Below are 21,605 nucleotides of genomic sequence, written 5' to 3'. Positions count from 1 at the left end.
CGCTAGGCTCCGGTTCCCGTCTTCCCCGGTGCACTCTGGGGATGCTCCAGGTGGGTCTCCACGGCCGCGACGACGATGCGGCCCTGCTCCTCGGGCGTGCGGCCCTCCATCAGCGGGGGGCGCACCCCGCCCTCGAACCGGATGCCCTGATCCAGGACCCGATCCAGGATATCGACGAGACTGGTGCTTCCTGGGTTTCTCGCGACAGGCATCCTGCACTCCTGGCGGTGGGGCCAACCACCCGTCTCCTTCATACCGCGTCGTCCCCCCAGCCACTCCAGGGTTTCGGCGCAAGCGCGTGAATTGCCAACAGCTCCTGTCTCAGTCTGTTGCCTCGCACACACCCTGTCCAATGTCGGGCCCGCCGGGCAGGCGGGCGTGCGAGCCATGGCTGCTGGCTTACCAGCCCCTGGGGGGATCCCTAGCCTTGGGGCATGACCGAAGAGCGGATCCACAAATCGCTCTGGACGACGACGGCCCCGGGCCGCCGCTTTCCGGCGCTGGCGGGGGACCTGACGGTGGACGTGGCGGTGGTGGGCGCTGGCATCGCGGGCCTGACCACGGCGTGGCTCCTCCAGCGGGCGGGCAAGAAGGTGGTGGTGCTGGAGATGAACCGGCTGCTCACCGGGCAGACCGGACAGACGACCGCGCACCTCACCGAGCTGCTGGACACCCCCTACTACACGCTGCGCTCGGACTTCGGGGAGAAGGGGGCGCGGCTGGCGGCCGCCTCCAGCCGCGCGTCCATCGAGCAGATCGCCGCGCTGGTGGAGGAGCTGGGCGTGGACTGCGGCTTCCAGCGCGTGCCGATGTTCCGCTACGCGGAGACGGACAGTCAGCTGCGAGACATCGAGAAGGAGGTGGCCGCGGCGCGCGAGCTGGGGCTGCAGGCCAGCTTCTCGCGGGACGTGCCGCTGCCGTACCCGGTGAAGGGCGCGCTGCGACTGGAGAACCAGGCGCTCTTCCACCCGCGGTCCTACCTGCTCGCGATGGCCGAGCGCCTCGAGAAGGAAGGCTGCCTCATCTACGAGGACACGCGCGTGGTGGACGTGCAGGACGGCGCGCCCTGCCGCGTCGTCACCGAGCACGGCACCGTGCTGGCCACGGACGTGGTGGAGGCGACGACCACGCCGCTCAACCGCGTGTTCATGCACACCAAGCTCTACCCCTACCGCACCTATTCGGTGGCGGGGCCGCTCAACGCGCCGCTGGAGCCGGGCCTCTATTACGACAGCCAGGACCCGTACCACTACATCCGCACGCAGCGCATCGACGGGGCGGACTACCTCATCGTCGGCGGCGAGGACCACAAGGTCGGCACGGAGGAGGACACGGAGCGGCACTTCGCGGCGCTCGAGGCGTACACGCGCCGGCTCTTCCCCGTCACGCGCATCACCCACCGGTGGTCCGGCCAGGTCATCGAGCCGGCGGACGGGCTGGCGTACATCGGCCGGAACAGCGCCTCGCGGCACACGTACGTGGCCACGGGCTTCTCCGGCACGGGCATGACGTGGGGCACGCTGTCCGCGATGATCCTCTCGGATCTCATCCTCGGGCGGGAGAACCCGTACGCCGCGCTCCATGACGCCACGCGCGTGAAGGTGAGGGCGGGCGCCAGGGACTTCATCCAGGAGAACGCGGAGGTGGCCTTCCACTTCGTCGCGGATCGGCTCTCGCGGCCGGCCGGGCACGCGCTGTCCGAGGTGGCGCCGGGCGAGGGGAAGATCCTCGAGGTGGAGGGGCGGAAGGTGGCCGTCTACCGCGAGGAGGGCGGCGCCTGCCATGCCGTCTCGCCGGTGTGCACGCACCTGGGCTGCCACGTGCACTGGAACCGCGCCGAGCGCTCCTGGGACTGCCCCTGCCACGGCGCCCGCTACAGCCCCACCGGCAAGGTGCTCAACGGCCCGGCCGTCAAGGATCTCGCCTCCAAGAAGCTGCCCGCGGAGGCCTCGAATGCTTCACCCAACACCACGCACGGAGACGACCGATGAACGCGCTTGATCTGCTCAAGGAACAGCACGAAGAGGTGAGCAAGCTCTTCAAGAAGTTCGAGAAGCTGGACGACGGAGCTTCCGCCGAGCGCCGAGAGCTCTTCATCATGATCGCCGACCGGCTCTCGGCCCACGCCACCATCGAGGAGCAGTACTTCTATCCCTCCATCAAGACGGACAAGAGCGAGGCTCTCGTCCGCGAGGCCCTGGAGGAGCACCTGGGCGTCAAGCGCTTCATCGCGGACCTGCTCGACATGGCGCCGACCGACGAGAACTTCGACGCGAAGATGAAGGTGCTCAAGGAGAACGTCGAGCACCACGTCGAGGAGGAGGAGGAGGAGCTCTTCCCGATGGTGCGGCGCATCCTCAACGACGACCAGCTCCTGGCGCTCGGCGTCCAGATGAAGGCGGAGTTCGAGGAGCTGATGAAGACCGAGCCGCGCAACGAAGTGCCGATGCAGACGGACGAGGCGGCTCCCATCTGAACTTGCGTGCAGTCCTCGCGCCGGGGTGGCAGCATGGCTCGCCATGTCCGCCACCTCGCGCGCAGTCGCCGCTGTTCCGCTGCTTCCTGAAGCCTTCACTCCCGCGGCCCGCCGGGCGCTGGGCCGCGCGGATCCCCACCTGGCGGAGCTGATGCGGCGGGTGGGGCCCTTCCGGCTCGAGCTGCGGCCGCTGCACAGCCCGTTCGCGGCGCTGGCCGAGTCCATCGTCTACCAGCAGCTCCACGGCCGCGCGGCGGCCACCATCTTCGGCCGGCTCTGCGAGCGGGTGGGCAAGGGGCCCGGCTTCACGCCCGAGGCGCTGCTGGCCACCCCGGACACGGCGCTGCGCGAGGCGGGGCTGTCGGCCGCCAAGGCCGCGGCGGTGAAGGACCTGGCGCGGAAGACGCGAGAGGGCGCGGTGCCCACGCTGGCCGAGGTCCGCCGGCTGAGCGACGCGGAGCTCATCGAGCGCTTCACGCAGGTGCGTGGAATCGGTCAGTGGACGGTGGAGATGCTGCTCATCTTCCGGCTCGGACGGCCGGACGTGCTGCCGGTGGATGACTTCGCCATCCGCAAGGGCTTCATGCTGATGCGGGGCCTGGAGGAGTCGCCGCGCCCGCGCGAGGTGCTGGAGTACGGCGAGCGCTGGCGGCCCTGGCGCACGGTGGCGAGCTGGTACCTCTGGCGCTCCCTGGATACGCCCGCGGCTCAGGAGACGTCGAGCGTCGCGGCGTCCAGGCGTCCCCAGTCGCCCCAGGCCCGGAGGAGCAAGCCGCGCACCTCTTCCTCCGTCACGGGCCGGAAGTCGCCGTAGAAGGACGGGAGCACGTCGAAGGGCACGGGCTGCCAGGGGCAGACGACGTCATCGAAGTCCGGGGCGAGCAGCCGCAGCCCCTCGCGAGCTCCCACGGGCACCGCGGCCACCACGGTGCGCGCTCCCGTGCGGCGCACCAGCCCCGCCAGCTCCTGGAGCAGCACGCCCTGGGCCGCGCCCTCGTCCACCAGAATCACCGTGCGCCCATGGAGCGAGGGTGGGGGCGAGGGAGGACGCAGGGCGTGGATCCGCTGGCGCAGCCGCCGCCAGGCCCGGGCGGTGGCCTGCCGCAGCGGCTCGTCGCTCATTCCGAGCGCGTTGATGACGGGCTCGTGGAGCTGCTGCGCCGGCGGCCAGCCGAGCAGCCCGAGGGTGGCCTCTCCCTGGGCGGGGCTGATGGGCTCCAGGAAGCAGAGATCCAGCGGCGCGGCGAGGTGACGCGCGACCTCGAAGGCGACGACGGCCCCGCCGTTGGGGACGCCGAGCACGGTGACGTCGTGCCGTCCTGCGAACCGCGCGAGCGAGCGGGCGAGCACCTCACCCGCGTGAGCCCGGTGGGAGAAGGGAGTGATCATTTGGGCGGAACGTGAGGAGCCGGACAGCTGTCTGCAAATGCAGGTTGGCCGCTCGGCCGGCCTAGCGCCCAGTGGGGGGCAGGGGTGCATGCCTTGCCCGGAAGCGCAGGCGTCCGCACCCCTTAGGCAAAGGAGCTCATTGCCTATGCGCGCACTGACGTATCAGGGACCCTATCGGGTTCGCGTGGAGACCAAGCCGGATCCGACCATCGAGCACCCGCAGGACGTCGTCCTGAAGGTGACCCGCTCGGCGATCTGTGGATCGGACCTGCACCTGCTGCACGGGCTCATCGCGGACACCCGCGTGGGCTGCACCTTCGGACATGAGTTCGTCGGCGTGGTGGAGGAGACGGGCCGCGAGGTGAAGAGCCTGCGCAAGGGCGACCGCGTGGTGGTGCCCTTCAACATCTCCTGCGGCGGGTGCTTCTACTGCCAGCGAGGGCTGACGGCGCTCTGCGAGAACTCCAACCCGTCCAGCGATCTGGCCAGCGGAGTGTACGGCTACTCGCACACCACCGGCGGCTATGAGGGAGGCCAGGCCGAGTACGTGCGCGTGCCCTACGCGGACGTGGGGCCGATGAAGGTCCCCGACGACATGGACGACGAGTCCGTGCTCTTCCTCAGCGACATCCTGCCCACGGGCTACCAGGGCGCGGAGATGGGGGAGATCAAGGGCGGCGAGACGGTGGTGGTGTTCGGCGCCGGGCCGGTGGGCCTGTTCGCCATGAAGTCCGCGTGGCTGATGGGGGCCGGGCGCGTCATCGCCGTGGACCACCTGCCCTACCGGCTGGCCTTCGCCGAGCAGTACGCCAAGGTGGAGACGGTGAACTTCAAGGAGGTGGGTGACGTGGTGATGCACCTGCGGGAGATGTGCAACGGCCGCGGGCCGGACGTGTGCATCGACGCGGTGGGCATGGAGGCCGAGGGCTCGACGATGCACAAGATGCTGGGCCTGGCGAAGCTGGAGGCCGGCGCGCCCACGGCGATCAACTGGAGCATCAGCGCGGTGCGCAAGGGCGGCAACGTGTCGATCATCGGCGTGTACGGCCCGCCGTGGAACCTGATCAACATCGGCACGGCGATGAACAAGGGCCTGACGCTGCGGATGAACCAGTGCAACGTGCGCCGGTACATGCCGCACCTGCTGGAGCACATCCGCGCGGGGCGCATCGACGCCAAGGGCATCATCACCCACCGCTTCCCGCTCGAGGACGCGCCGCACGCCTACCACCTGTTCGCCCAGAAGCGGGACGGCTGCATCAAGTGCGTCCTCGCTCCCCACGGCCACGCCTGACGAGAGGAGACAGCCATGAACGAGCAATTGATCGAGGGCAGGGGAGCGGACCTGGACCCGAGCCAGCGCCCCGGCATCCCCATGGAGCTGGAGCCGCAGCCGCTGGCGGGCGCGGAGCTGCCCATCACGCCGCAGCAGTCGGACTACCCGGTGTTCCGGCACGGTGGCAGCCAGAAGATGCCGCCGGTGTTCGGCACGGCGGCGCCGCCCAAGGGGCTCAGCGGCGTGCTGCGCAAGGCGGCCTACCACTACCCCGACCACTGGGCCCGCCACTGGATGATGCTGCTGATGGCGGACCGGGTGGACTCCTGGGAGCACAACCTGCGGAGGATCCTTCCACTTGCGGCCGTCGTCGTCGCCGGCGGCCTCGCGGTGAAGCTGCTCAAGCGCTGAGCCCCGGGGGGCTCGGACGCGTGAGGTTCAGCTCGCGGCGGCGGTCCTGGCCTTGGACTGCCGCCGAGCCGCCAGCAGCGCGTCGCGGTTCTGCACCGCGGCGCTGGATGGCTGGTAGGCCTCGTCGGTGATGAGGGGCTGGCCGTTCTGGCCGTTGTACACCCCATCGGTGAACGAGAAGGGCCACTGCTGCGGCGGGTTCAGCAGCAAGGTGGTGACGACGGTGAGGTAGTTGAACATCTCGTGGCGGATCTCGAGGTTTCGCAGCTCGTGGAGGATGCTCTCGTTCGGGTCGCGGAACGAGACGTCGAACTCCTGACCCACCTGGCCATAGTTGGGAGCCACCGTTCTCGGCGGCAGCGCGGGGACGATGTCGTACTGGTTGACGACGCGAATCGTGGCGGCGGTGGTGGAGTTGGCCGCGTACGCGCTGGTCCAGGACTCGATGCCCACCATCGGCGCGGCATAGGTGAGGATCGTCGCGGAGACCGAGGGCAGGCTCACGGCCAGATCGAGCGCGAACAGCTCCGCGAGCGCGCCCCCGAGGCTGTGGCCGCTGATGTAGAGCGTCTGGATGTTCCACTTGCTGATGAGCGCGAAGAGCTGCGCCTGCATCGACGCGGTCATCGAGCCGCCCGTCTTCGTGTAGATGCCGTACCAGCCCTTGGCCACCTGCGGCGTGGGGGTCGGCGTGCTCGACGCATTCCATGCCGAGAACGAGGTGGTGAAGTAGAACGTGTCGTCCTCCAGGTCCGTGGGGTTGGCGGTGCCGCGGAAGCCGATGAGGAACTGCGAGGAGTCGGACGTCGACTGCCACAGGAACGCGTAGAGCTCCTCGGAGCCCAGGACGCTGAAGATGGTGTCCCAGCCGGTGACCTGGTCGACCTGTTTCCAGCCGGACGGCGCGGTCCAGGACTTCTTCTGGAAGGCGGCGAAGGCGGCGACGTTGGCCTGGCCCATGGGGATGGCGATGGCTGGGAGGGTGGGCTGCGTCATTTGTGCGTACCTTTCAGGGCTGCGGGGTAGGGGAGTCTGCCTTCCTTCTCAGCGGCAGGAGCAGGAAGAGGAATGCCACGGAGAGCCCCACGCCGAGGAGGAAGGCCTGGGCATAGCTCCAGTGCGCCTTCTCCACGAGCAGTCCTCCGAGCGGGCCTCCCGGAGACTTGCCGGCGACTTCCACGCTGGCCAGCAGCGTGAAGTGGGTGGCGCTGATGCGGCGGTCCACGCGCGACATCATGAAGGCGAACATCACCGTGGTCAGCGCTCCACCGAAGAACTCCTCGGCCATGGTGACGCCGATGACGCCCTCGTCCGTGACGCCCGCCGTCGCCAGCCACCACCGTCCCACCAGTGGGAACACCCGCAGCGTCGCGGTGAGGGTGAGCGCTCCGAGCAGCGGCATCCGGGTCGCGAGAGCGCCGCCCACCACGGAGCCCAGCAACGAGGTGGTCGTACCCCACGTCCCCACCCAGAGACCGATCTGTTCTGGACGGATGCCCGCGTCGACGAGGAAGAACTTGTAGAGCACGTCCGACAGCGTCTCTCCGAACTTGTACGTGCCGATGAAGAGGAGCAGCCACACCGTCCCCGGCAGCCGCAGCGCTTCCTTGATCTGGCCGAGCACCTCGCGCCAGTTCGTGCGGGGGGAGGCGCGCTCCCGAGGCGCGGACTCGCGTGCGAAGAGCATCACCCCGAACACGACGAGGCAGAGCGCCGCCATGGACAGGAACAAGCCCTTCCAGCCGATGAACTGGCTCGCCCACACGAGGATGCCTCCGCCCGTGATCATCCCCAGCTTGTAGCCGGCCACCTGCGCGGTGTTGCCGAGACCCAGCTCCTCGGCCCGCAAGGAGTCCGCGGCGAACCCGTCCACCGCGACGTCCTGCGTGGCCGCGATGAGGTTCATCAGCAGGATGAGCCCCAGCAGCAGAGGCAGTGCCCCCTGGGCGGGGACGAAAGCCGCGACGACACAGGTGGCGGCCAGCGAGAGCTGGAGGGGGAGGATCCACGACTTGCGCCGCCCGATCCGGGTCGACCCGTAGCGATCCACCAGGGGGGCCCACAGGGCCTTGAACAGCCAGGGCAGGGCAAGCAGCTGGAGGAAGAAGCCCAGGGCCAGGACGGACACGCCCTGGGTGCGCAGGTAGACCGGGAGCGCGATGGCTTGGAAGCCGAAGGGCATTCCCTGGACGAAGTAGAGCGCGCTGAGCAGGCCGAGCTTGCGGGGAGAGAGCTTCAAGGCTGGCCGGGGGGCATGAACGCCATCACGGGACGCATTATCGTGGAGTGCCCATGGAGAGGCCATCACTGGAGAACCTGGAGACGCCCGCCGTGGCGACCGCACACGAAGACGCACAAGGTGCCAGAGCCCACGGCGCTTCAGCTCCACACCAGAGAGAGGCTCCTGTGCCAAGGCTACGGTCTGGCCGGGGAGGCGCTCTGTGAGCGAACCGGTACCAACTGGTATGACAAGCAGACCAGTACGGGCAAAGTGCGCCCGGCAGGAGGGGGCACCGGACGCGGGGGCGGACTCGGACCCTGTGCTGGTTTCAGGTGGCGCAGCCTCTGATGGGGGCGTGAAAAGACTTCTTCGGACCTGCTTAGCGCCTGGTGGCGAGGGAAGGGAACGCCTCGGGCCCCATCGGCGTCCCAGGAGGTCGTTCCTGGAGGCTTCTCATGGTGCTCACGCTGAGCCTGCTGAGCCTGCTCGCCGCGGCGCCGGCGCAGGCGGTAGAGATCGAGGTGTTCGTGCCCCTGTGCGACAACTCCCTCATCGCCTGTGGTCGCGCGGCTGCGGGCGATCCCCGTTCCCTGGAGGCGAACCTCTATTGGGGCGCGGCCTATGGCGCGGAGCGCTTCCTGCGCCGAGCCCCTGGCTTCCAGGTGCGGAGCCGCCGAGACGGCGCGTCTGACTCCGCGGTGCTGCGCGAGCTCGTCCTCGAGCGGGCTCCCGCCCATGGGGAGCGGGCCGTGCGGCTCTCACTCCACGCCTACGCGGGGGACCGGATCGACACCGCCCTGGAGGACTTTCTGCGCGCGGCGGCGGGGGGAAGTTCGGCGGATCTCGTGGTCTGGGCCGGACATGATCGACTCATGGACCGGACACCGCCCGAGACGCGGCCCGGTACCGACGCCACGCCCCGTCCCGTCGTGGTCCTGGCCTGCATGAGCGAGCAGTTCTTCGGGCCAGTGCTGCGAGCCGTCGGCGCACGGCCGATCGTGCTCACTCGAACGATGATGGCTCCCGAGGCGTACCTCCTCGAAGAGCTGGCGGCGGCCGTGGCACGCCACGGGCCTGAGGAGGCGGGGGCGATCCGCTCCGCGCTGGTGGACGCCTATGCCCGCTACCAGCGCATCTCGCCGCGAGCCGCCAGCTCGGTCTTCTCCAAGTCACCGCAAGGTCAGGTGGTGGCGCCGCCGCAGCTCGAGCCCGCCCCGGCGGTGCATCCGAAGCAGTGACGCTCCGTGACGATGCTCCGGGCCTCCAGCTTCGCCAGATCGAAGTCCCGGATGTGCCGAGGTGCTCCGGCCTCCACCGGCAGGTCGAGCATCTGGTTGAAGTCACAGTCGTAGAGCTGGCCGTCCCAGCCCACCGACAGCGTGTTGCGGCACATCACCCCTGGGGCCGCCGCCGGGTTGAACGCCGTCACCAGCCGCTCCAGGTACGCGGCGAGGTTGCCTGACTGCTCCAGCCACTCCAGGAAGCGGCTGATGGGCATGTTGGTGATGGTGAAGAGCGCGTCGAAGCGGACGCCGTGGTTCCTCAGCAGCTCGCGCTTCCACTCCGCCTCCAGCGAGGCCTGGCCCGCGGGCAGGTACGCGCCCACGGGGTTGGTCACCAGCACCAGGCGCAGCCCGCTCTGGCCGTCTCCATAGCCCAGCGCGTTGAGCCGCTTCAGCGCGCGGATGGACTTCTCGTACACGCCCTCGCCGCGCTGCTTGTCCGTGTTCAGCGCCCGGTAGTGCGGCAGCGAGCACACCACCTCCACCCGGTGCCGCGCGAGGAACTCCGGCAGGTCCGCGTGCGGCGCCGTCTCGAGGATGGTCAGGTTGCACCGGTCCATCACGTGCCGCCCCAGCTTCCGCGCCTCCTCCACCAGCCAGCGGAAGTGCGGGTTCATCTCCGGCGCGCCGCCCGTGAGGTCCACCGTGGGGATGGCCGTCTTCGCCAGCGCCGCCAGGCACTGCTCCATCGTCTCCCGGCTCATCACCTCGCGCCGGTCCGGCCCCGCGTCCACGTGGCAGTGGCGGCACGTCTGGTTGCACATCTTCCCCAGGTTCATCTGGAGGATGTCCAGCCGCATGGGCCGTAGCGGATGGAGCCCCGCCTCCCGGAGGGCGTCGTCGAACTCTCGCGGCAGCTTCAGCCGGTGCAGCGTCTCCAGCTGGGTGGCCGGAGAGGCGAGCGGTGCTCGACGCGACAGCAGGGAGGGAGGCGTGTTCGTAGCCATGGTGGGGCCCTACATGCCCACCTTGTCCACGTGGTTGCGCATCTGCACGCCGTGAACCAGCGAGGCGCCTCCCCGGATGGCCGCCGCCACGTGCACCGCCTCCGTCATCTGGTCCAGGTCCGAGCCCTTCTCCAGCGCGTCCTTGCTGTAGGCGTCGATGCAGTACGGGCACTGGACGGCATGCGCCACCGCCAGGGCGATGAGCGACTTCTCCCGCGCGGAGAGCGCGCCCTCCGCGAAGACGGCGCCGTACCAGTCGAAGAACTTCTGCGCCAGCTCCGGCCGGTTCTTCCCCATCTCGGGGAAGCGGGCCAGATCATGCGAGTGGTAGTAGTGCGGGTGCTCCATGGTGGGGACCTCCTGCTTCGGGTGGATACGGATGAGGAGGGGCCCGCATCACGGCTGCGGGGGCGCCTGCATGTGGCGCAGGATGAGGGCCTCCAGCCGCTCGAGCGCCTTGTCCAGCACATCCATGGAAGGGCCGAAGGACAGGCGCACGTACTGCCGGAAGCGCGAGGAGCGGGCGCGGCGCTTGCCCGGGTTCACGTCGAAGAACTCGCCCGGCACGCAGATGATCTTCTGCTCCAGCGCGGCCCGGAAGAAGCCCATGCCGTCGTTGAGCGGCGCCGGCAGCCCGGCCAGGTTGCCCCAGACGTAGAACGTCCCATCCGGCGGGCGATCGCTGCGGATGCCCAGCCGCTCCAGCCGCGAGTGGAACCGGTCCCGCTTCTCGCGGAACGCCGCGTTGATGGCCAGCGTCTCGGCCACCACCGTCTGCTCGTCCAGCAGCGGCAGCGCGGCGCGCTGCAGGGGACGGCTGCCTCCGCCATCCAGGAAGCTGCCCGCGCTGGAGACGGCCTCGATGACCTGCTTGGGCCCCACCGTCCACGTCATCCGCCAGCCTGGATAGCGCCAGTTCTTCGTCAGGCCGTCGAAGACGACCACTGGATCGCGGTTCACGTCCTCCACGTAGCGCGTCGCGCTCTCCACCGGGAGCTGTCCGGGGCGCCCCGTCCAGACGTAGTGCGAGTAGAACTCGTCGATGAGCAGCGTGCACTCCTGCTCGCGCGCCACGCCCACCCAGCGCGCCAGCTCGTCACCCTGCACCAGTTTGCCGGTGGGGTTGCACGGGTTGGAGAAGAGCAGGGCGGACAGCCCGCGCCCCTGCACCTCGCGCCGCAGATCCTCGTGGGTGAAGGCGTAGCCGCGCTCGCCCTCCAGCAGGATGGGGATGGCGGTGAACGCCTTGAAGACGTCCAGCAGCTCCTCGTAGGCGGTGTAGTCCGGCAGGAAGTGGCCCAGGTTCACCATGCCCAGGCTCGCCGCCGCCCGCGTCAGCGAGGTGCGGCCACCGCCGGACAGGCTCACGTTCTCCGCGCTGTACTGGCTGGGCATCCCCTTGCGGTAGAGCTTGTTGTAGAGGCCCGCGATCGCCTCGCGCACCTCCCACAGCCCCGCCACCGGGGCGTACTCCAGGTCCGCCACGTCCACCGCCACCTTGCCCACCCGGGGCGGGGCCCCCGGCAGATCGCCCGTCTCCGGCTGGCCCTGGCCCAGGTTGCACCACTCGGGGTCTCCTGGACGGTAACCCCGGCGGCTGGCCTCGGTGGTGACGTAGATGACGCCCGTGCGGGGCACGGCGCGGAACGCTGGAATGGAGAAGTCGTCGCTCACGGCGCGCACCCTACCGGAGGTCGGGCCCGCGCGCCTCACCCAGGTTTCAGCGAACGATGGGAACCGTCACCGGCTCGCGATCATCCACCGTCAGCTCCATCTTCCCCAGGCGCCAGAGCGTCTGGCTGAAGGACGCCTTGACGGAGCGGCCATCCGCCGTCTCCAGCAGCGCCTCGCCCTCCTTCGGGGCGTACTCCCCCAGCTCGTACTCGAGCCCGGTGAAGGTGAGCCGGTTCGTGCCCGAGGGGCCGGTGAACTCGCCCGGGCCGTCGAGCACCAGCGAGCTGCTGCCGATCAGCGGCGGGCCGTCGCGCTTTCCCACCCGGCCGTCCACCCGGTACGAGTACTCGGGCCGGCGGGGCAGGGGGCCCTCCGCCAGCGCGTAGTAGCGGGACTCGTCGCCGCAGGTGCCGTAGCCCACCTCCACCTGGAGCGGGTCGCCGTCCACCCGCAGCCCGCGCAGGTCGGCCTTCATGTCCATCCGGTCCTGGCCTCCCGAGTACTTGAAGGCCGTCTGGCCGGTGACGGTGTGCTCGCGAACCTCGCAGCCGCCTTCCTCGAAGGAGAGCACCACCGCGTCCGTGGCGGCATCCAGGGCCTCGGTCCGCGCGCTCACGCAGCTCACCTGCGCCTGGAGCGACTCGGTGGCTCGCCCCACGAAGCTCCGCCGGGACTCACCGCACTCGTACACCGGGAGGATGCCGAGCAGCTCCAGCGCCGAGCGGGCCTGCTTCGCCACGCTGAGCGCGAGGTCGACCCGGCCATGGGCCTCGTCGATCTCCTCCTGCGTGGGGGGCTCGCCTCCACAGGCGGCGGCGAGAGCGGTGAGGGCAGCGAGGGACAGGGGGCGGCGAATCATGTGGGGGGGCTCCTCGGAGTGGCTCGGCCGCTTGGGCGGCGGAGGCACATCCGGTTCAGCAACCCTCATGCCCGCGCCAACCCCGCGAGAGAAGGAGCCCCGGGTAAGGCTCGACTGTGAACCTCCGTGCAGGAAGCTGCACAAACGGGAAGGTCCCTTCCAGGCGCTCGTCGAGCATCACTAACGGGCGCTCTTCGCGTCCGCTGCCCTCATCACCCTGCCTGTGTCGCGGCGATGACCGAGAGCCATTTGAAACATGTGAAACAGGTTTTCATGGGTGATTCTCCGAGGTGGAGAGTCACATCTGCGTGCAACTGCGCGCATGTGAGGTTGAACCGCGCCTCACATCCATGGTGGGCTATGCGGGCTGTAAAGGCTCCACCACCTCCTATCTTTCGTGCCCAACCTATACGGACAGGACAGCATCCGCCGGTGGCTCATCGCTGCGCTGGCGGAATCTCTGAGCGTGCCTCCGGAGCGCGTGGATGCCCATGCGAGCTTTCGTCGGCTCGGCCTGGACTCCCTGGGCGCGGGCGCACTCGCCGCCCGGCTGTCCACGTGGCTGGGACGGCCGGTGCCTCTCACCCTGCTGTGGGAGCACCCGAGCATCTCCGAGCTCGCCGCGCACCTGGGCGGGAAGGCGAGCGCTCCCTCCCTCCACGAGCTGCCTCGGGCCGCCGCGCAGGAGCCCATCGCCATCGTCGGCATGGCGTGCCGCTTCCCGGGAGGCGCGGACTCGCCCTCCGCGTTCTGGGAGCTGCTGCGCTCGGGCCAGGACGCGGTGACGGAGATTCCCCCGGAGCGTCTGAACGTCGAGGCCCTCTACCACCCGGACCCCTCCAGGCCCGGCACCATCCCCATGCGCCAGGGCGGCTTCCTGCCCGACGTGATGGGCTTCGACCCGGCGTTCTTCGGCATCTCGCCGCGCGAAGCCTCACACATGGATCCCCAGCAGCGCGTGGTGCTGGAGCTGACGTGGGAGGCGCTCGAGGACGCGGGCATTCCGCCGTACTCGCTCGCGGGCTCGGCCACCGGCGTCTTCCTGGGGGCCATCTGGAGTGACTTCGCCCTGCTGCTGGGGCGCCTGGGGCTGAGCGCCATCGCGCCTCACAGCGTCACCGGCCTGCACCACAGCATCATCGCCAACCGCATCTCGTACTCGCTGGGGCTCGAGGGGCCCAGCATGGCCATCGACACGGCGTGCTCCGCCTCGCTCGTCGCGGTGCACCAGGCCTGCGAGAGCCTGCGCAGCGGCGAGTCCACGCTGGCCATCGCCGGGGGCGTCAACCTCATCCTCGCGCCGGACAGCATGGTGCAGATGGCGCGCTTCGGCGCCACCAGCCCCACCGGGCGCTGCCGCTCCTTCGACGCGGACGGAGACGGCTATGTCCGGGCCGAGGGCGCGGGCCTCGTGGTGCTCAAGCGCCTGTCGCGAGCCATCGCGGACGGCAACCCCATCGCCTGCGTGATTCGCGGCACCGCCATCAACAATGACGGGCGCAGCAACGGGCTGACGGCGCCGAGCCCTCGGGCCCAGCGCGCCGTGCTCAGCCTGGCGTGCGCGCGCGCGGGCGTGGAGCCCTCCTCCGTCGACTACGTCGAGGCGCACGGCACGGGCACCCGGCTGGGAGACCCCATCGAGGCCTCCGCCATCGGCGCCGTCTATGGCCAGGGCCGGCCTTCGGATCGCCCGCTGCGCATCGGCTCGGTGAAGAGCAACATCGGCCACGCGGAGGCCGCGGCGGGCATCGCGGGGCTGATGAAGCTCGCGCTCGGCCTGCGTCACCGGCAGCTCCCGCCGAGCCTGCACTTCCACACGCCCAATCCCCAGATCGACTTCGCCGGCCTGGGGCTCGAGGTGCACACCCGGCTGACCGAGTGGCCCCGGCGCGACGGGCCGGCGCGCGCGGGTGTCAGCTCGTTCGGGTTCGGCGGCACCAACGCGCACGTGATTCTGGAGGAGTCGCACCCGCCCTCCACCCCGCAGATGGAGGAGCTGCTGCGCGAGCTGGTCTCCCAGGGCGTGGGAGAGGGCCGCCAGCCGGTGTTCTTCTTCGCGGGACATGGCTCGCAGTGGGTCGGCATGGGGCGCGAGCTGCTGATGGCCTCGCCGCTGTTCCGCGCCAGCCTCCAGGCCTGCGAGCGGCAGATCCAGGCGCAGACGGGCTGGGCGCTGCTGCCGGAGCTGCTGGCGCCCCCGGGACAGTCCCGGCTCCACGAGCCGGAGGTGGTGCAGCCGGCCATCTTCGCCGTGCAGGTGGCCCTGGCGGAGCTGTGGCGCTCGTGGGGCGTCGTGCCCCGGATGGTGCTCGGGCACAGCCTCGGAGAGGTGGCGGCGGCGCATGTCGCCGGGGCGCTGAGCCTCGAGGATGCCGTGCGCCTGGTGTGCCTGCGCGGGCAGCTCACGGGTCGGCTGGTGGGGCATGGCGGACTGCTGCTGATGGAGCGCTCGCGCAAGCAGGTCGAGGAGATCCTCGCCCACACGCCCGGCGCGTCGATCGCCGTGTGCAACAGCCCCACCTCCACGGTGGTGGCGGGCGAGCACCCGGTGCTGGAGAAGCTGGCCGCCGAGCAGCGGGCCGCGGGCGTGCGCTGCACGTTCGTGGACGCCGCGTTCCCCTCGCACAGCGCCCTCATCGAGCCCATCCTCCCCGAGTTCGTGCAGGGCCTGCGCGAGCTGTCGCCGCAGCCCACGCACACCCCGCTGCTGTCCACGATGACGGGGCGCTTCATGGAAGGGCGCGAGCTGGACGGCAACTACTGGGCGCGCAACCTGCGCGAGCCCGTGGAGTTCGCCGCGGCCATCGAGATGCTCGCCCAGAGCGGCGAGGATCTCTTCCTCGAGGTGGGGCCGCAGCCGGCGCTCGCCCGCTTCGTGGAGCAGTGCCTGACGCACGCGGGCCGTGACGGCATGGTCGTCACCTCCACCCATCGCCAGGGCTCGGAGTGGGAGACGCTGCTCGAGGCCGCCAGCGCGCTGCAGGCCTGCGGCGTGCCTGTCAGCCCCAGGGCCTCGCACGAGGAGACCCTGAGCCCACCGCACGTGCTCGCGGTGTCGGCGCACTCGCCCCGGGCCCTGCAGGCGCGGGTGGCCGGGATGTTGGAGATGCTGGAGTCCCAGCCGTCCGTGGCGCTGGACGACCTCTGCTACACCGCCGCCTGCGGGCGCAGCCACCTGCCCCACCGCATGGCGGTGGTCGGCACCTCGCGCACCGTGCTGAAGGACCGGCTCGCCGCGGCCCTGGCGCAGCCCCGCGAGGAGCGGCTGTCGCCCACCCACCCGCCGCGCGTGGCCTTCGTGTTCCCCGGCCAGGGCGGCCAGTGGGACGGGATGGCCCGGGAGCTGCTGGAGCGTGAGCCCGTCTTCCGTCAGGCGCTGCTGGCCTGCGACGCGGCGATTGCCCGCTACACGGGCTGGTCCGTCGCGGCGAAGCTGGCCGAGGGCTCCACCGTCCTGGAGCGGGCCGACGTGGCCCAGCCGGTGCTGTTCGCGTTCCAGGTGGCGCTGTGCCGGCTCTGGGAGTCGCTGGGGGTGAGGGCGGCGGCCGTCGTCGGCCACAGCATGGGCGAGGTGGCTGCCGCGCACGTGGCGGGCGCGCTGAGCCTGGAGGACGCGGCGCGCCTCATCAGCGCTCGAAGCCGGCACCTGGAGGCCGTGCGAGGCCGGGGGACGATGGCCGTGGTCGAGTGCGCCCCCGAGGAGCTGGAGGCGGCGCTCGCGCGGTGGCAGGGGCGTGCCAGCCGGGCCGCGCGCAACGGCCCGCGCAGCTTCGCCCTGGCGGGAGAGCGGGAGGCCCTGGAGGACATCGCCGCCGAGCTGCAGGCTCGCGGCCTGTTCGCCCGGGTGCTGGGCGCCGAGTTCCCCGTGTCGCACTGCCCCCAGGTGGAGCCCGTCCAGGGGCCCCTCATGCGGGAGCTGGAGGGGCTGGCGCCGCGCGTCGGCTCCATTCCGATCTACTCCACCACGAGCGGCAACATCGCGGAGGGCTCGGAGCTGGATGCGCGGCACTGGGTGCGCAACGTGCTCCAGCCGGTGCGCTTCTACGATCAGGTGCGCGCGCTGGTGCGCGACGGCATCGATCTGCTGCTCGAAGTAGGGCCTCACCCGCTGCTGGGGCTGGCCTGCGAGCAGACCCTGGCGGAGGTGGGCTCGAAGGGCGGCGTGCTGCACTCGCTGCGGCGCGGCGAGGGGCAGCGCTACTTCTACGAGACGCTCGCGCAGCTCTACGAGCGAGGCGTGGAGCTGGACTGGGCCGCGGTGCAGCGGCGGGGCGGGCGCATCATCTCCCTGCCGGCCTACCCGTGGCAGCGCATCCCTTGCTGGCCCGAGGGCCTGGAGGGCGCCGCCTCCGGCATGCCGAGCGTGACCGAGGCCCAGGCCGCCACGCCCGAGCCTCCCGAGCTGCTCCGCCTGGAGCAGGCCCTGCGCGCCTCGGCCTCGACGCCGGAGCCAGGGCTCGTCGAGTCCCTGCTGCGCCGCTACTCCGTCACCATCCTGCAGCTCACCGAGACCGCGATCTCCGAGGGAATGTCGCTCAAGCGGCTCGGGCTCGACTCGCTGCTGGCCATGCAGCTCAACAACCGGATGCGGGCGCTCGTGGGGGTGGAGGTGCCGGTGTCGCTCTACCTGGAGGACCGGAGCCTTCGAGCCCTGGCCCAGGCGCTGTGCACGCACGTGCGGCAGGCGAGTGCGCCTGCCATCAATGCCGAGGCCATGGCCGAGGCGCTCGAGGAGGGAAGTCTGTGACGACTGCCAGGGGGTTGCTGGGGCTGCTCACCAGCAAGGGCGTGCGGCTGTGGGCCGCCGAGGGGCAGCTGCGCTTCAAGGCGGCGGGTGGAGTGCTCTCGGCCGAGGACAAGGAGGCGCTGCGCACGCACAAGGCGGAGCTGTTGTCGCTGCTGGAGGGGCGCACCGCCGTGGGGCTCTCGAGCGTGCAGCGCCGGCTGTGGTTCCTCACGCGCCTGGCACCGGATCAGAACGCCTACCTTGTCTCGCAGGCCTTCGAGCTGCGAGGCCCATTGCGGCCCGAGCTGCTCGAGCGCGCCCTGCGGCAGGTGGTGGAGCGCCAGGAGTCGCTGCGCGCCACCTTCTGCGAGCTGGAGGGCCACCTGGTCCAGTTCTTCGCCGCGCACCACGTGCTGCCGCTGCGGCGCATCCGCCTGGAGGGCCCGCCCACCGAGGCGCGGGTGCAGCAGGCCCTGCGCGAGGCGCTGGCGGGGCCGTTCGACTTCGAGCGCGAGCCGCCCGTGCGCACCTGCCTGCTGGAGCTGGGGCCGGAGCACCACATCTGGGGCATCGGGCTGCACCACCTCGTCGCGGACGGCTGGTCGCTCGGGCTGCTCAACGCGGAGCTGGAGGCGCTCTACCGCGCCGCGCGAGAGGGCGGGCCCGCGGCGCTGCCCGAGCTGAAGCTCGGCTATGCGGACTTCGTGGACTGGGAGCGCGAGGTGCAGCGCGCCTCCACGGGGCTGGACTACTGGCGCTCGCGGCTGGACCGCCTGCAGTCCATGGAGCTGCCGACGGACTTCCCCCGGCCGCCCATCACGCACTACCGGGGGCGGCAGCACCTCTTCAGCCTGACTCCCGAGGTGGACGCGGCGCTCGCGCGCGTGGCGGCGGAGGCGGGGGCCACTGCCTTCGCGGCGCTGTTCGCGGTGCTGATGGTGACGCTGCAGCGCTTCTGCCGCCAGCGGGACGTGGTGGTGGGCACGCCGCACGCCAACCGCGGGGATCGCGGCCTGGAGCCGCTCATCGGCTGCATGGTGAACACGCTGGTGGTGCGCACGGAGATCTCCCCGGGGATGCCCTTCACGGAGCTGGTGCGAGCGGTCCACCGCCATGCGCTCGAGGCCTCCGAGCACCAGGGCGTGGCCTTCGAGCAGCTGGTGCAGCTGGCCGGGCAGCGAAGGGATCCCTCGCGCAGTCCGCTGATCCAGATCCTCTTCGGGATGCAGAACGCCTCGCGCCCGCTGCGGCTGTCGGGGGTGGACTGCGCGGAATACCCCTTCGACTCGCAGCTCTGCCAGTTCGATCTGGAGTGCCACCTCACCCCGAGCGCCACGGGCACCCGGGGCATGCTGCTCATCAGCACGTCGCTGTTCTCGGAGGAGTTCGGCCCGCGCTTCTCGGAGGCCTTCACCACCCTGGCCACGCGGCTGTCCGCGGCCCCGGAGGCGCCGGTGGACGCGGCGGGCTTGCTCAGCCAGGCGCGGGCGCGCGAGGTGCTCGTGGAGTGGAACCAGACGCAGGCGGACTGGCCGCGTGAGCGCACGCTTCACGAGTGGGTGCGTCAGGAGGCGGCTCGGGCCCCGGACGCTCCCGCGGTGACGTACGCGGGCCGCACCCTGCCTCGCGTGGAGCTGATGGCGCGGGCGCACGGCATTGCCCAGGAGCTCGCCCGGCGAGGCATCGGTCCAGGCCACTTCGTGGGGGTGCTGGGGCAGCGCTCCTCCTCGCTGCTCGCGGCGGTGCTCGGAGTGTTGAGCTCGGGCGCGGCGTACCTGCCGCTGGATCCGGACCTGCCCGAGGACCGGCTGCGCTTCATGCTGGAGGACAGCCAGGCCCGGCTCGTGCTGGCCGAGGAGTCGGCTCCGAGCGCCGTGCCCGCGGGTGTTCCCGTCCTGACGCTGCGAGAGCTGGAGCCGCTGCGTGCCGCGGAGCCCCCGCGCGTGGCGCAGACCTCCGAGGCTCCCGCGTACCTGCTCTACACCTCGGGCTCCACCGGCAGGCCCAAGGGCGTGGTGGTGCGCCACCGCAACGTCGTGAGCTGCCTGTGGGCCCTGGCGCGCCAGCCGGGGCTCGGCGCGAAGGATGTGCTGCTGGCCGTCACCACGTGGTCCTTCGACATCTCGGTGCTGGAGCTCTTCCTGCCGCTGGTGACGGGGGCCCGGCTGGTGATCGCCGAGACCGATGTCGTGCGCGACGGGGAGCGGCTGGCCCGGCTGCTCTCGGAGCAGGGTGTCACCGCCATGCAGGGCACGCCCTCCACCTGGTCGCTGCTCAGGGCGTGCGAGTGGCAGGGCAACCCGCGCTTCAAGGCGCTGTGCGGCGGCGAGCACCCCTCGCGCGAGCTGGTGGACTGGCTGGCCTCGCGCTGCGCGGAGCTGTGGAACCTGTACGGCCCCACGGAGACCACCATCTGGTCGCTTCGGGAGAAGCTGGTGGAGGCAGCCCCCATCCTCGCGGGGCTGCCCCTGGAGAACACGCAGCTCTTCGTGCTGGACGAGTCGGGGCTGCCGGTGGGGCCGGGCGTGCCCGGGGAGCTGTACATCGGCGGCGAGGGCGTGGCGCTGGGCTACTGGAACCGGCCGGAGCTCACCGCCGAGCGCTTCGTCACGATCAACCCCGGGGGCGTGCTCCCCCAGCCCCTGCGCTGCTACCGCACGGGAGATCTGGTGCGCCAGCGCGGTGATGGGCGCATGGAGTTCCTCGGGCGACTGGACGATCAGGTGAAGGTCCGCGGCTACCGCATCGAGACGGGGGAGATCGAGCACGTGCTGCGCCAGAACCCGAAGGTGGGTGAGGTGGCCGTGGTGGCGCGCGTCGGGCCGGACGGGGAGAAGGAGCTCATCGCCTGCCTCTGCCCCGCGCCGGGGGCGGATCCGAAGGTGCAGGAGCTGCGCAGCTGGCTCAAGGGACGGCTGCCGGCGTACATGGTGCCCGCGCACTTCGTGCTGCTGACCGAGCTGCCGCGCACCCACAACGGCAAGGTGCACCGCCAGGCGCTGCCACCCTCCTCACACGCCCTGCTGCCCGCCGAGATGGCCTACGAGGCGCCGGTGGGGGCCATGGAGGAGGCGGTGGCCGCGCTCTTCGGCGAGCTGCTGCCGGGCCGAAGCCCTGGGCGCGGCGATGACTTCTTCTCGCTGGGAGGCCACTCCCTGATGGCGGCGCGCCTGCTGTATGCCGCTCGCGAGCGGCTGGGTGTGTCCGTGCCCATGTCCGAGCTGTTCATCCATCCCACCGTGAAGGGCCTCGCCGGTGCGCTCAAGTTCGCACGGCTGAAGTCCGCGGCGAGCAGCGGTGACGTGGATGCGCTGGAGGCCGCCGTCGCGGAGCTCAGCGAAGAGGAGGCCCAGTCCATGCTTTCCCGACTCGTTCCCACCCAGGAGGTACGTCCATGACGGCATCAGCACCCCTCTCGCAGGCCAAGCAGCATCTCCTTCGCGCGCTCATCCAGAACCGCGAATCCGGATCCAAGGACACACCCTCCAACCTCATCCAGTTCAGGAAGGGGGAGGCGGGGGTACCGCCCTTCTTCTTCTTCCCCGCCACGGATGGAGGCGTCTCCTACTTCCGTCACATGGTGCCGTACCTGCCCGAGCGCCGGCCCTTCTACGGCGTGCAGGCGCCCGGCTTCGACGAGGAGCGCGAGCCCCTGCGCACGGTGGAGGAGGTGGTCGACTACGGGATGCGCCACGTGCGAGCGCTCCAGCCGCACGGGCCCTACTACATCGGCGGCTTCTGCATGGGAGGGCTGCCGTCCTACGAGCTGGCGTGCCGGCTCCAGGAGGAGGGCGAGGAGGTGGCGGTGCTGGTGCAGGTGATGCCGGTGTTCCTGCGTCCGTGGGCGTGCCTGCCCGGGACGGATGCGCTGCAGCTGCGGGCCATCGAGGATCACCACTTCATCTTCGAGCGCCTGCTGGGCATCCACGTGCCGCTGCCGATGGAGAAGATCCGCTCGCTGCCGGAGACCGAGCGCTACGAGTACGTCACGGGCCTGGTGCGTGACGAGGGCTACCTGAAGGGGCCCGCCGAGGAGCACCTGTTCCGGCACCGGATGAAGATGTACGAGGCGGGGCTCAGCTCGATGCTCAACTACAAGCCGCGCAACCGGCTGCGTGGCCACGTGGACGTCATCCTCGTGGGCCGCAAGGAGAAGAACGAGCTCGAGCTGGACATGAACACCTCTTACACGGTGCACCTGCGCGCGCTGCCGCCCGAGCAGATCCGCTACCACCGACTGAACGCGGACGCCGGCACGCTCTTCAGCGGCGGCGAGCCGGACACGGGAGCCATCTCCCGCGCCATGGCCGAGTTCATCAAGTAGCCCGGTCCGAGCCTCATCG

The 21,605-nt window shown here is 70.7% G+C and carries 17 protein-coding genes; 9 read left to right on the top strand and 8 right to left on the bottom strand.

All coding sequences use genetic code 11. From position 1 onward, the window contains the following. Positions 1-2 precede the first annotated feature (2 nt). Complete coding sequence (locus KY572_RS06760) at positions 3-212, bottom strand: hypothetical protein (RefSeq protein WP_224241564.1); 210 nt, start codon at positions 210-212, stop codon at positions 3-5. A 222-nt stretch (positions 213-434) separates the two neighbouring features. Here KY572_RS06760 and KY572_RS06755 point away from each other — a divergent pair, with 222 nt between their 5' ends. From KY572_RS06755 to KY572_RS06745, 3 genes are read left to right on the top strand one after another with little or no spacing between them, the layout of a single operon-like run. After that, positions 435-1,991 carry an FAD-dependent oxidoreductase gene (locus tag KY572_RS06755; RefSeq protein ID WP_224241562.1) on the top strand — a complete coding sequence of 519 codons (1,557 nt, stop codon included), beginning with the start codon at positions 435-437 and terminating at the stop codon, positions 1,989-1,991. Continuing rightward, positions 1,988-2,476, top strand: coding sequence for a hemerythrin domain-containing protein (locus tag KY572_RS06750; RefSeq protein WP_224241560.1), 489 nt, complete (start codon positions 1,988-1,990; stop codon positions 2,474-2,476). Before KY572_RS06755 ends, KY572_RS06750 begins: the two co-directional genes overlap by 4 nt. A 43-nt stretch (positions 2,477-2,519) precedes the next feature. Next, positions 2,520-3,290 carry a DNA-3-methyladenine glycosylase family protein gene (locus KY572_RS06745; protein ID WP_224241558.1) on the top strand — a complete coding sequence of 257 codons (771 nt, stop codon included), beginning with the start codon at positions 2,520-2,522 and terminating at the stop codon, positions 3,288-3,290. Here the strand turns inward: KY572_RS06745 and KY572_RS06740 are convergent. After that, positions 3,185-3,865 (bottom strand): phosphoribosyltransferase, encoded by a 681-nt coding sequence (locus tag KY572_RS06740; protein WP_224241557.1) that lies wholly within the window; start codon positions 3,863-3,865, stop codon positions 3,185-3,187. The two genes, KY572_RS06745 and KY572_RS06740, sit on opposite strands and share 106 nt — an antisense overlap. Positions 3,866-4,010: 145 nt before the next feature. On the opposite strand from KY572_RS06740, the gene KY572_RS06735 reads away from it, so the two are divergent. Next, positions 4,011-5,159 carry a zinc-dependent alcohol dehydrogenase gene (locus KY572_RS06735; protein ID WP_224241555.1) on the top strand — a complete coding sequence of 383 codons (1,149 nt, stop codon included), beginning with the start codon at positions 4,011-4,013 and terminating at the stop codon, positions 5,157-5,159. A gap of 15 nt (positions 5,160-5,174) precedes the next feature. After that, positions 5,175-5,552 carry a hypothetical protein gene (locus KY572_RS06730; protein ID WP_224241553.1) on the top strand — a complete coding sequence of 126 codons (378 nt, stop codon included), beginning with the start codon at positions 5,175-5,177 and terminating at the stop codon, positions 5,550-5,552. Positions 5,553-5,579: 27 nt separating this feature from the next. Here the strand turns inward: KY572_RS06730 and KY572_RS06725 are convergent, their stop codons facing one another. Further along, positions 5,580-6,548: a lipase family protein gene (locus KY572_RS06725; RefSeq protein ID WP_224241551.1), complete on the bottom strand. Its 969-nt coding sequence runs from the start codon at positions 6,546-6,548 to the stop codon at positions 5,580-5,582. Positions 6,549-6,561: 13 nt separating this feature from the next. After that, complete coding sequence (locus KY572_RS06720) at positions 6,562-7,791, bottom strand: MFS transporter (RefSeq protein ID WP_224241549.1); 1,230 nt, start codon at positions 7,789-7,791, stop codon at positions 6,562-6,564. Between the two features lie 437 nt (positions 7,792-8,228). Here KY572_RS06720 and KY572_RS06715 point away from each other — a divergent pair, with 437 nt between their 5' ends. Beyond that, positions 8,229-9,011, top strand: coding sequence for a hypothetical protein (locus tag KY572_RS06715; protein ID WP_224241547.1), 783 nt, complete (start codon positions 8,229-8,231; stop codon positions 9,009-9,011). Here the strand turns inward: KY572_RS06715 and arsS are convergent. Genes arsS through KY572_RS06695 form a run of 4 tightly spaced genes read right to left on the bottom strand, consistent with a single transcriptional unit; the run spans position 8,954 to position 12,536 of the window. Then, positions 8,954-10,003: an arsenosugar biosynthesis radical SAM (seleno)protein ArsS gene (gene arsS, locus KY572_RS06710; protein ID WP_224241546.1), complete on the bottom strand. Its 1,050-nt coding sequence runs from the start codon at positions 10,001-10,003 to the stop codon at positions 8,954-8,956. The two genes, KY572_RS06715 and arsS, sit on opposite strands and share 58 nt — an antisense overlap. Before the next feature lie 9 nt (positions 10,004-10,012). After that, positions 10,013-10,351, bottom strand: a complete 339-nt coding sequence (locus tag KY572_RS06705; protein WP_224241545.1) for an arsenosugar biosynthesis-associated peroxidase-like protein — start codon at positions 10,349-10,351, stop codon at positions 10,013-10,015. A gap of 48 nt (positions 10,352-10,399) precedes the next feature. Next, positions 10,400-11,677: a pyridoxal phosphate-dependent aminotransferase gene (locus tag KY572_RS06700; RefSeq protein ID WP_224241544.1), complete on the bottom strand. Its 1,278-nt coding sequence runs from the start codon at positions 11,675-11,677 to the stop codon at positions 10,400-10,402. A 46-nt stretch (positions 11,678-11,723) separates the two neighbouring features. Then, positions 11,724-12,536 (bottom strand): hypothetical protein, encoded by an 813-nt coding sequence (locus tag KY572_RS06695; protein WP_224241543.1) that lies wholly within the window; start codon positions 12,534-12,536, stop codon positions 11,724-11,726. A 397-nt stretch (positions 12,537-12,933) separates the two neighbouring features. Between KY572_RS06695 and KY572_RS47715 the strand changes: the two genes are divergently transcribed. From KY572_RS47715 to KY572_RS06680, 3 genes are read left to right on the top strand one after another with little or no spacing between them, the layout of a single operon-like run. Beyond that, a complete protein-coding gene (locus KY572_RS47715; protein WP_224241542.1) occupies positions 12,934-17,283 on the top strand; it encodes a type I polyketide synthase in 4,350 nt (1,449 codons plus the stop codon). Continuing rightward, a complete protein-coding gene (locus tag KY572_RS06685) occupies positions 17,280-20,660 on the top strand; it encodes a non-ribosomal peptide synthetase (protein WP_224241541.1) in 3,381 nt (1,126 codons plus the stop codon). Before KY572_RS47715 ends, KY572_RS06685 begins: the two co-directional genes overlap by 4 nt. After that, entirely contained in the window at positions 20,657-21,586 is a 930-nt protein-coding gene (locus KY572_RS06680) for a thioesterase domain-containing protein (RefSeq protein WP_224241540.1), read from the top strand. Before KY572_RS06685 ends, KY572_RS06680 begins: the two co-directional genes overlap by 4 nt. Positions 21,587-21,605 lie beyond the last annotated feature (19 nt).

This window comes from Hyalangium gracile, from assembly GCF_020103725.1.
GTDB lineage: Bacteria > Myxococcota > Myxococcia > Myxococcales > Myxococcaceae > Hyalangium > Hyalangium gracile.
Note: the sequence above shows the minus strand (reverse complement) of the source record. Positions and strands in the feature narration are given on the sequence as shown.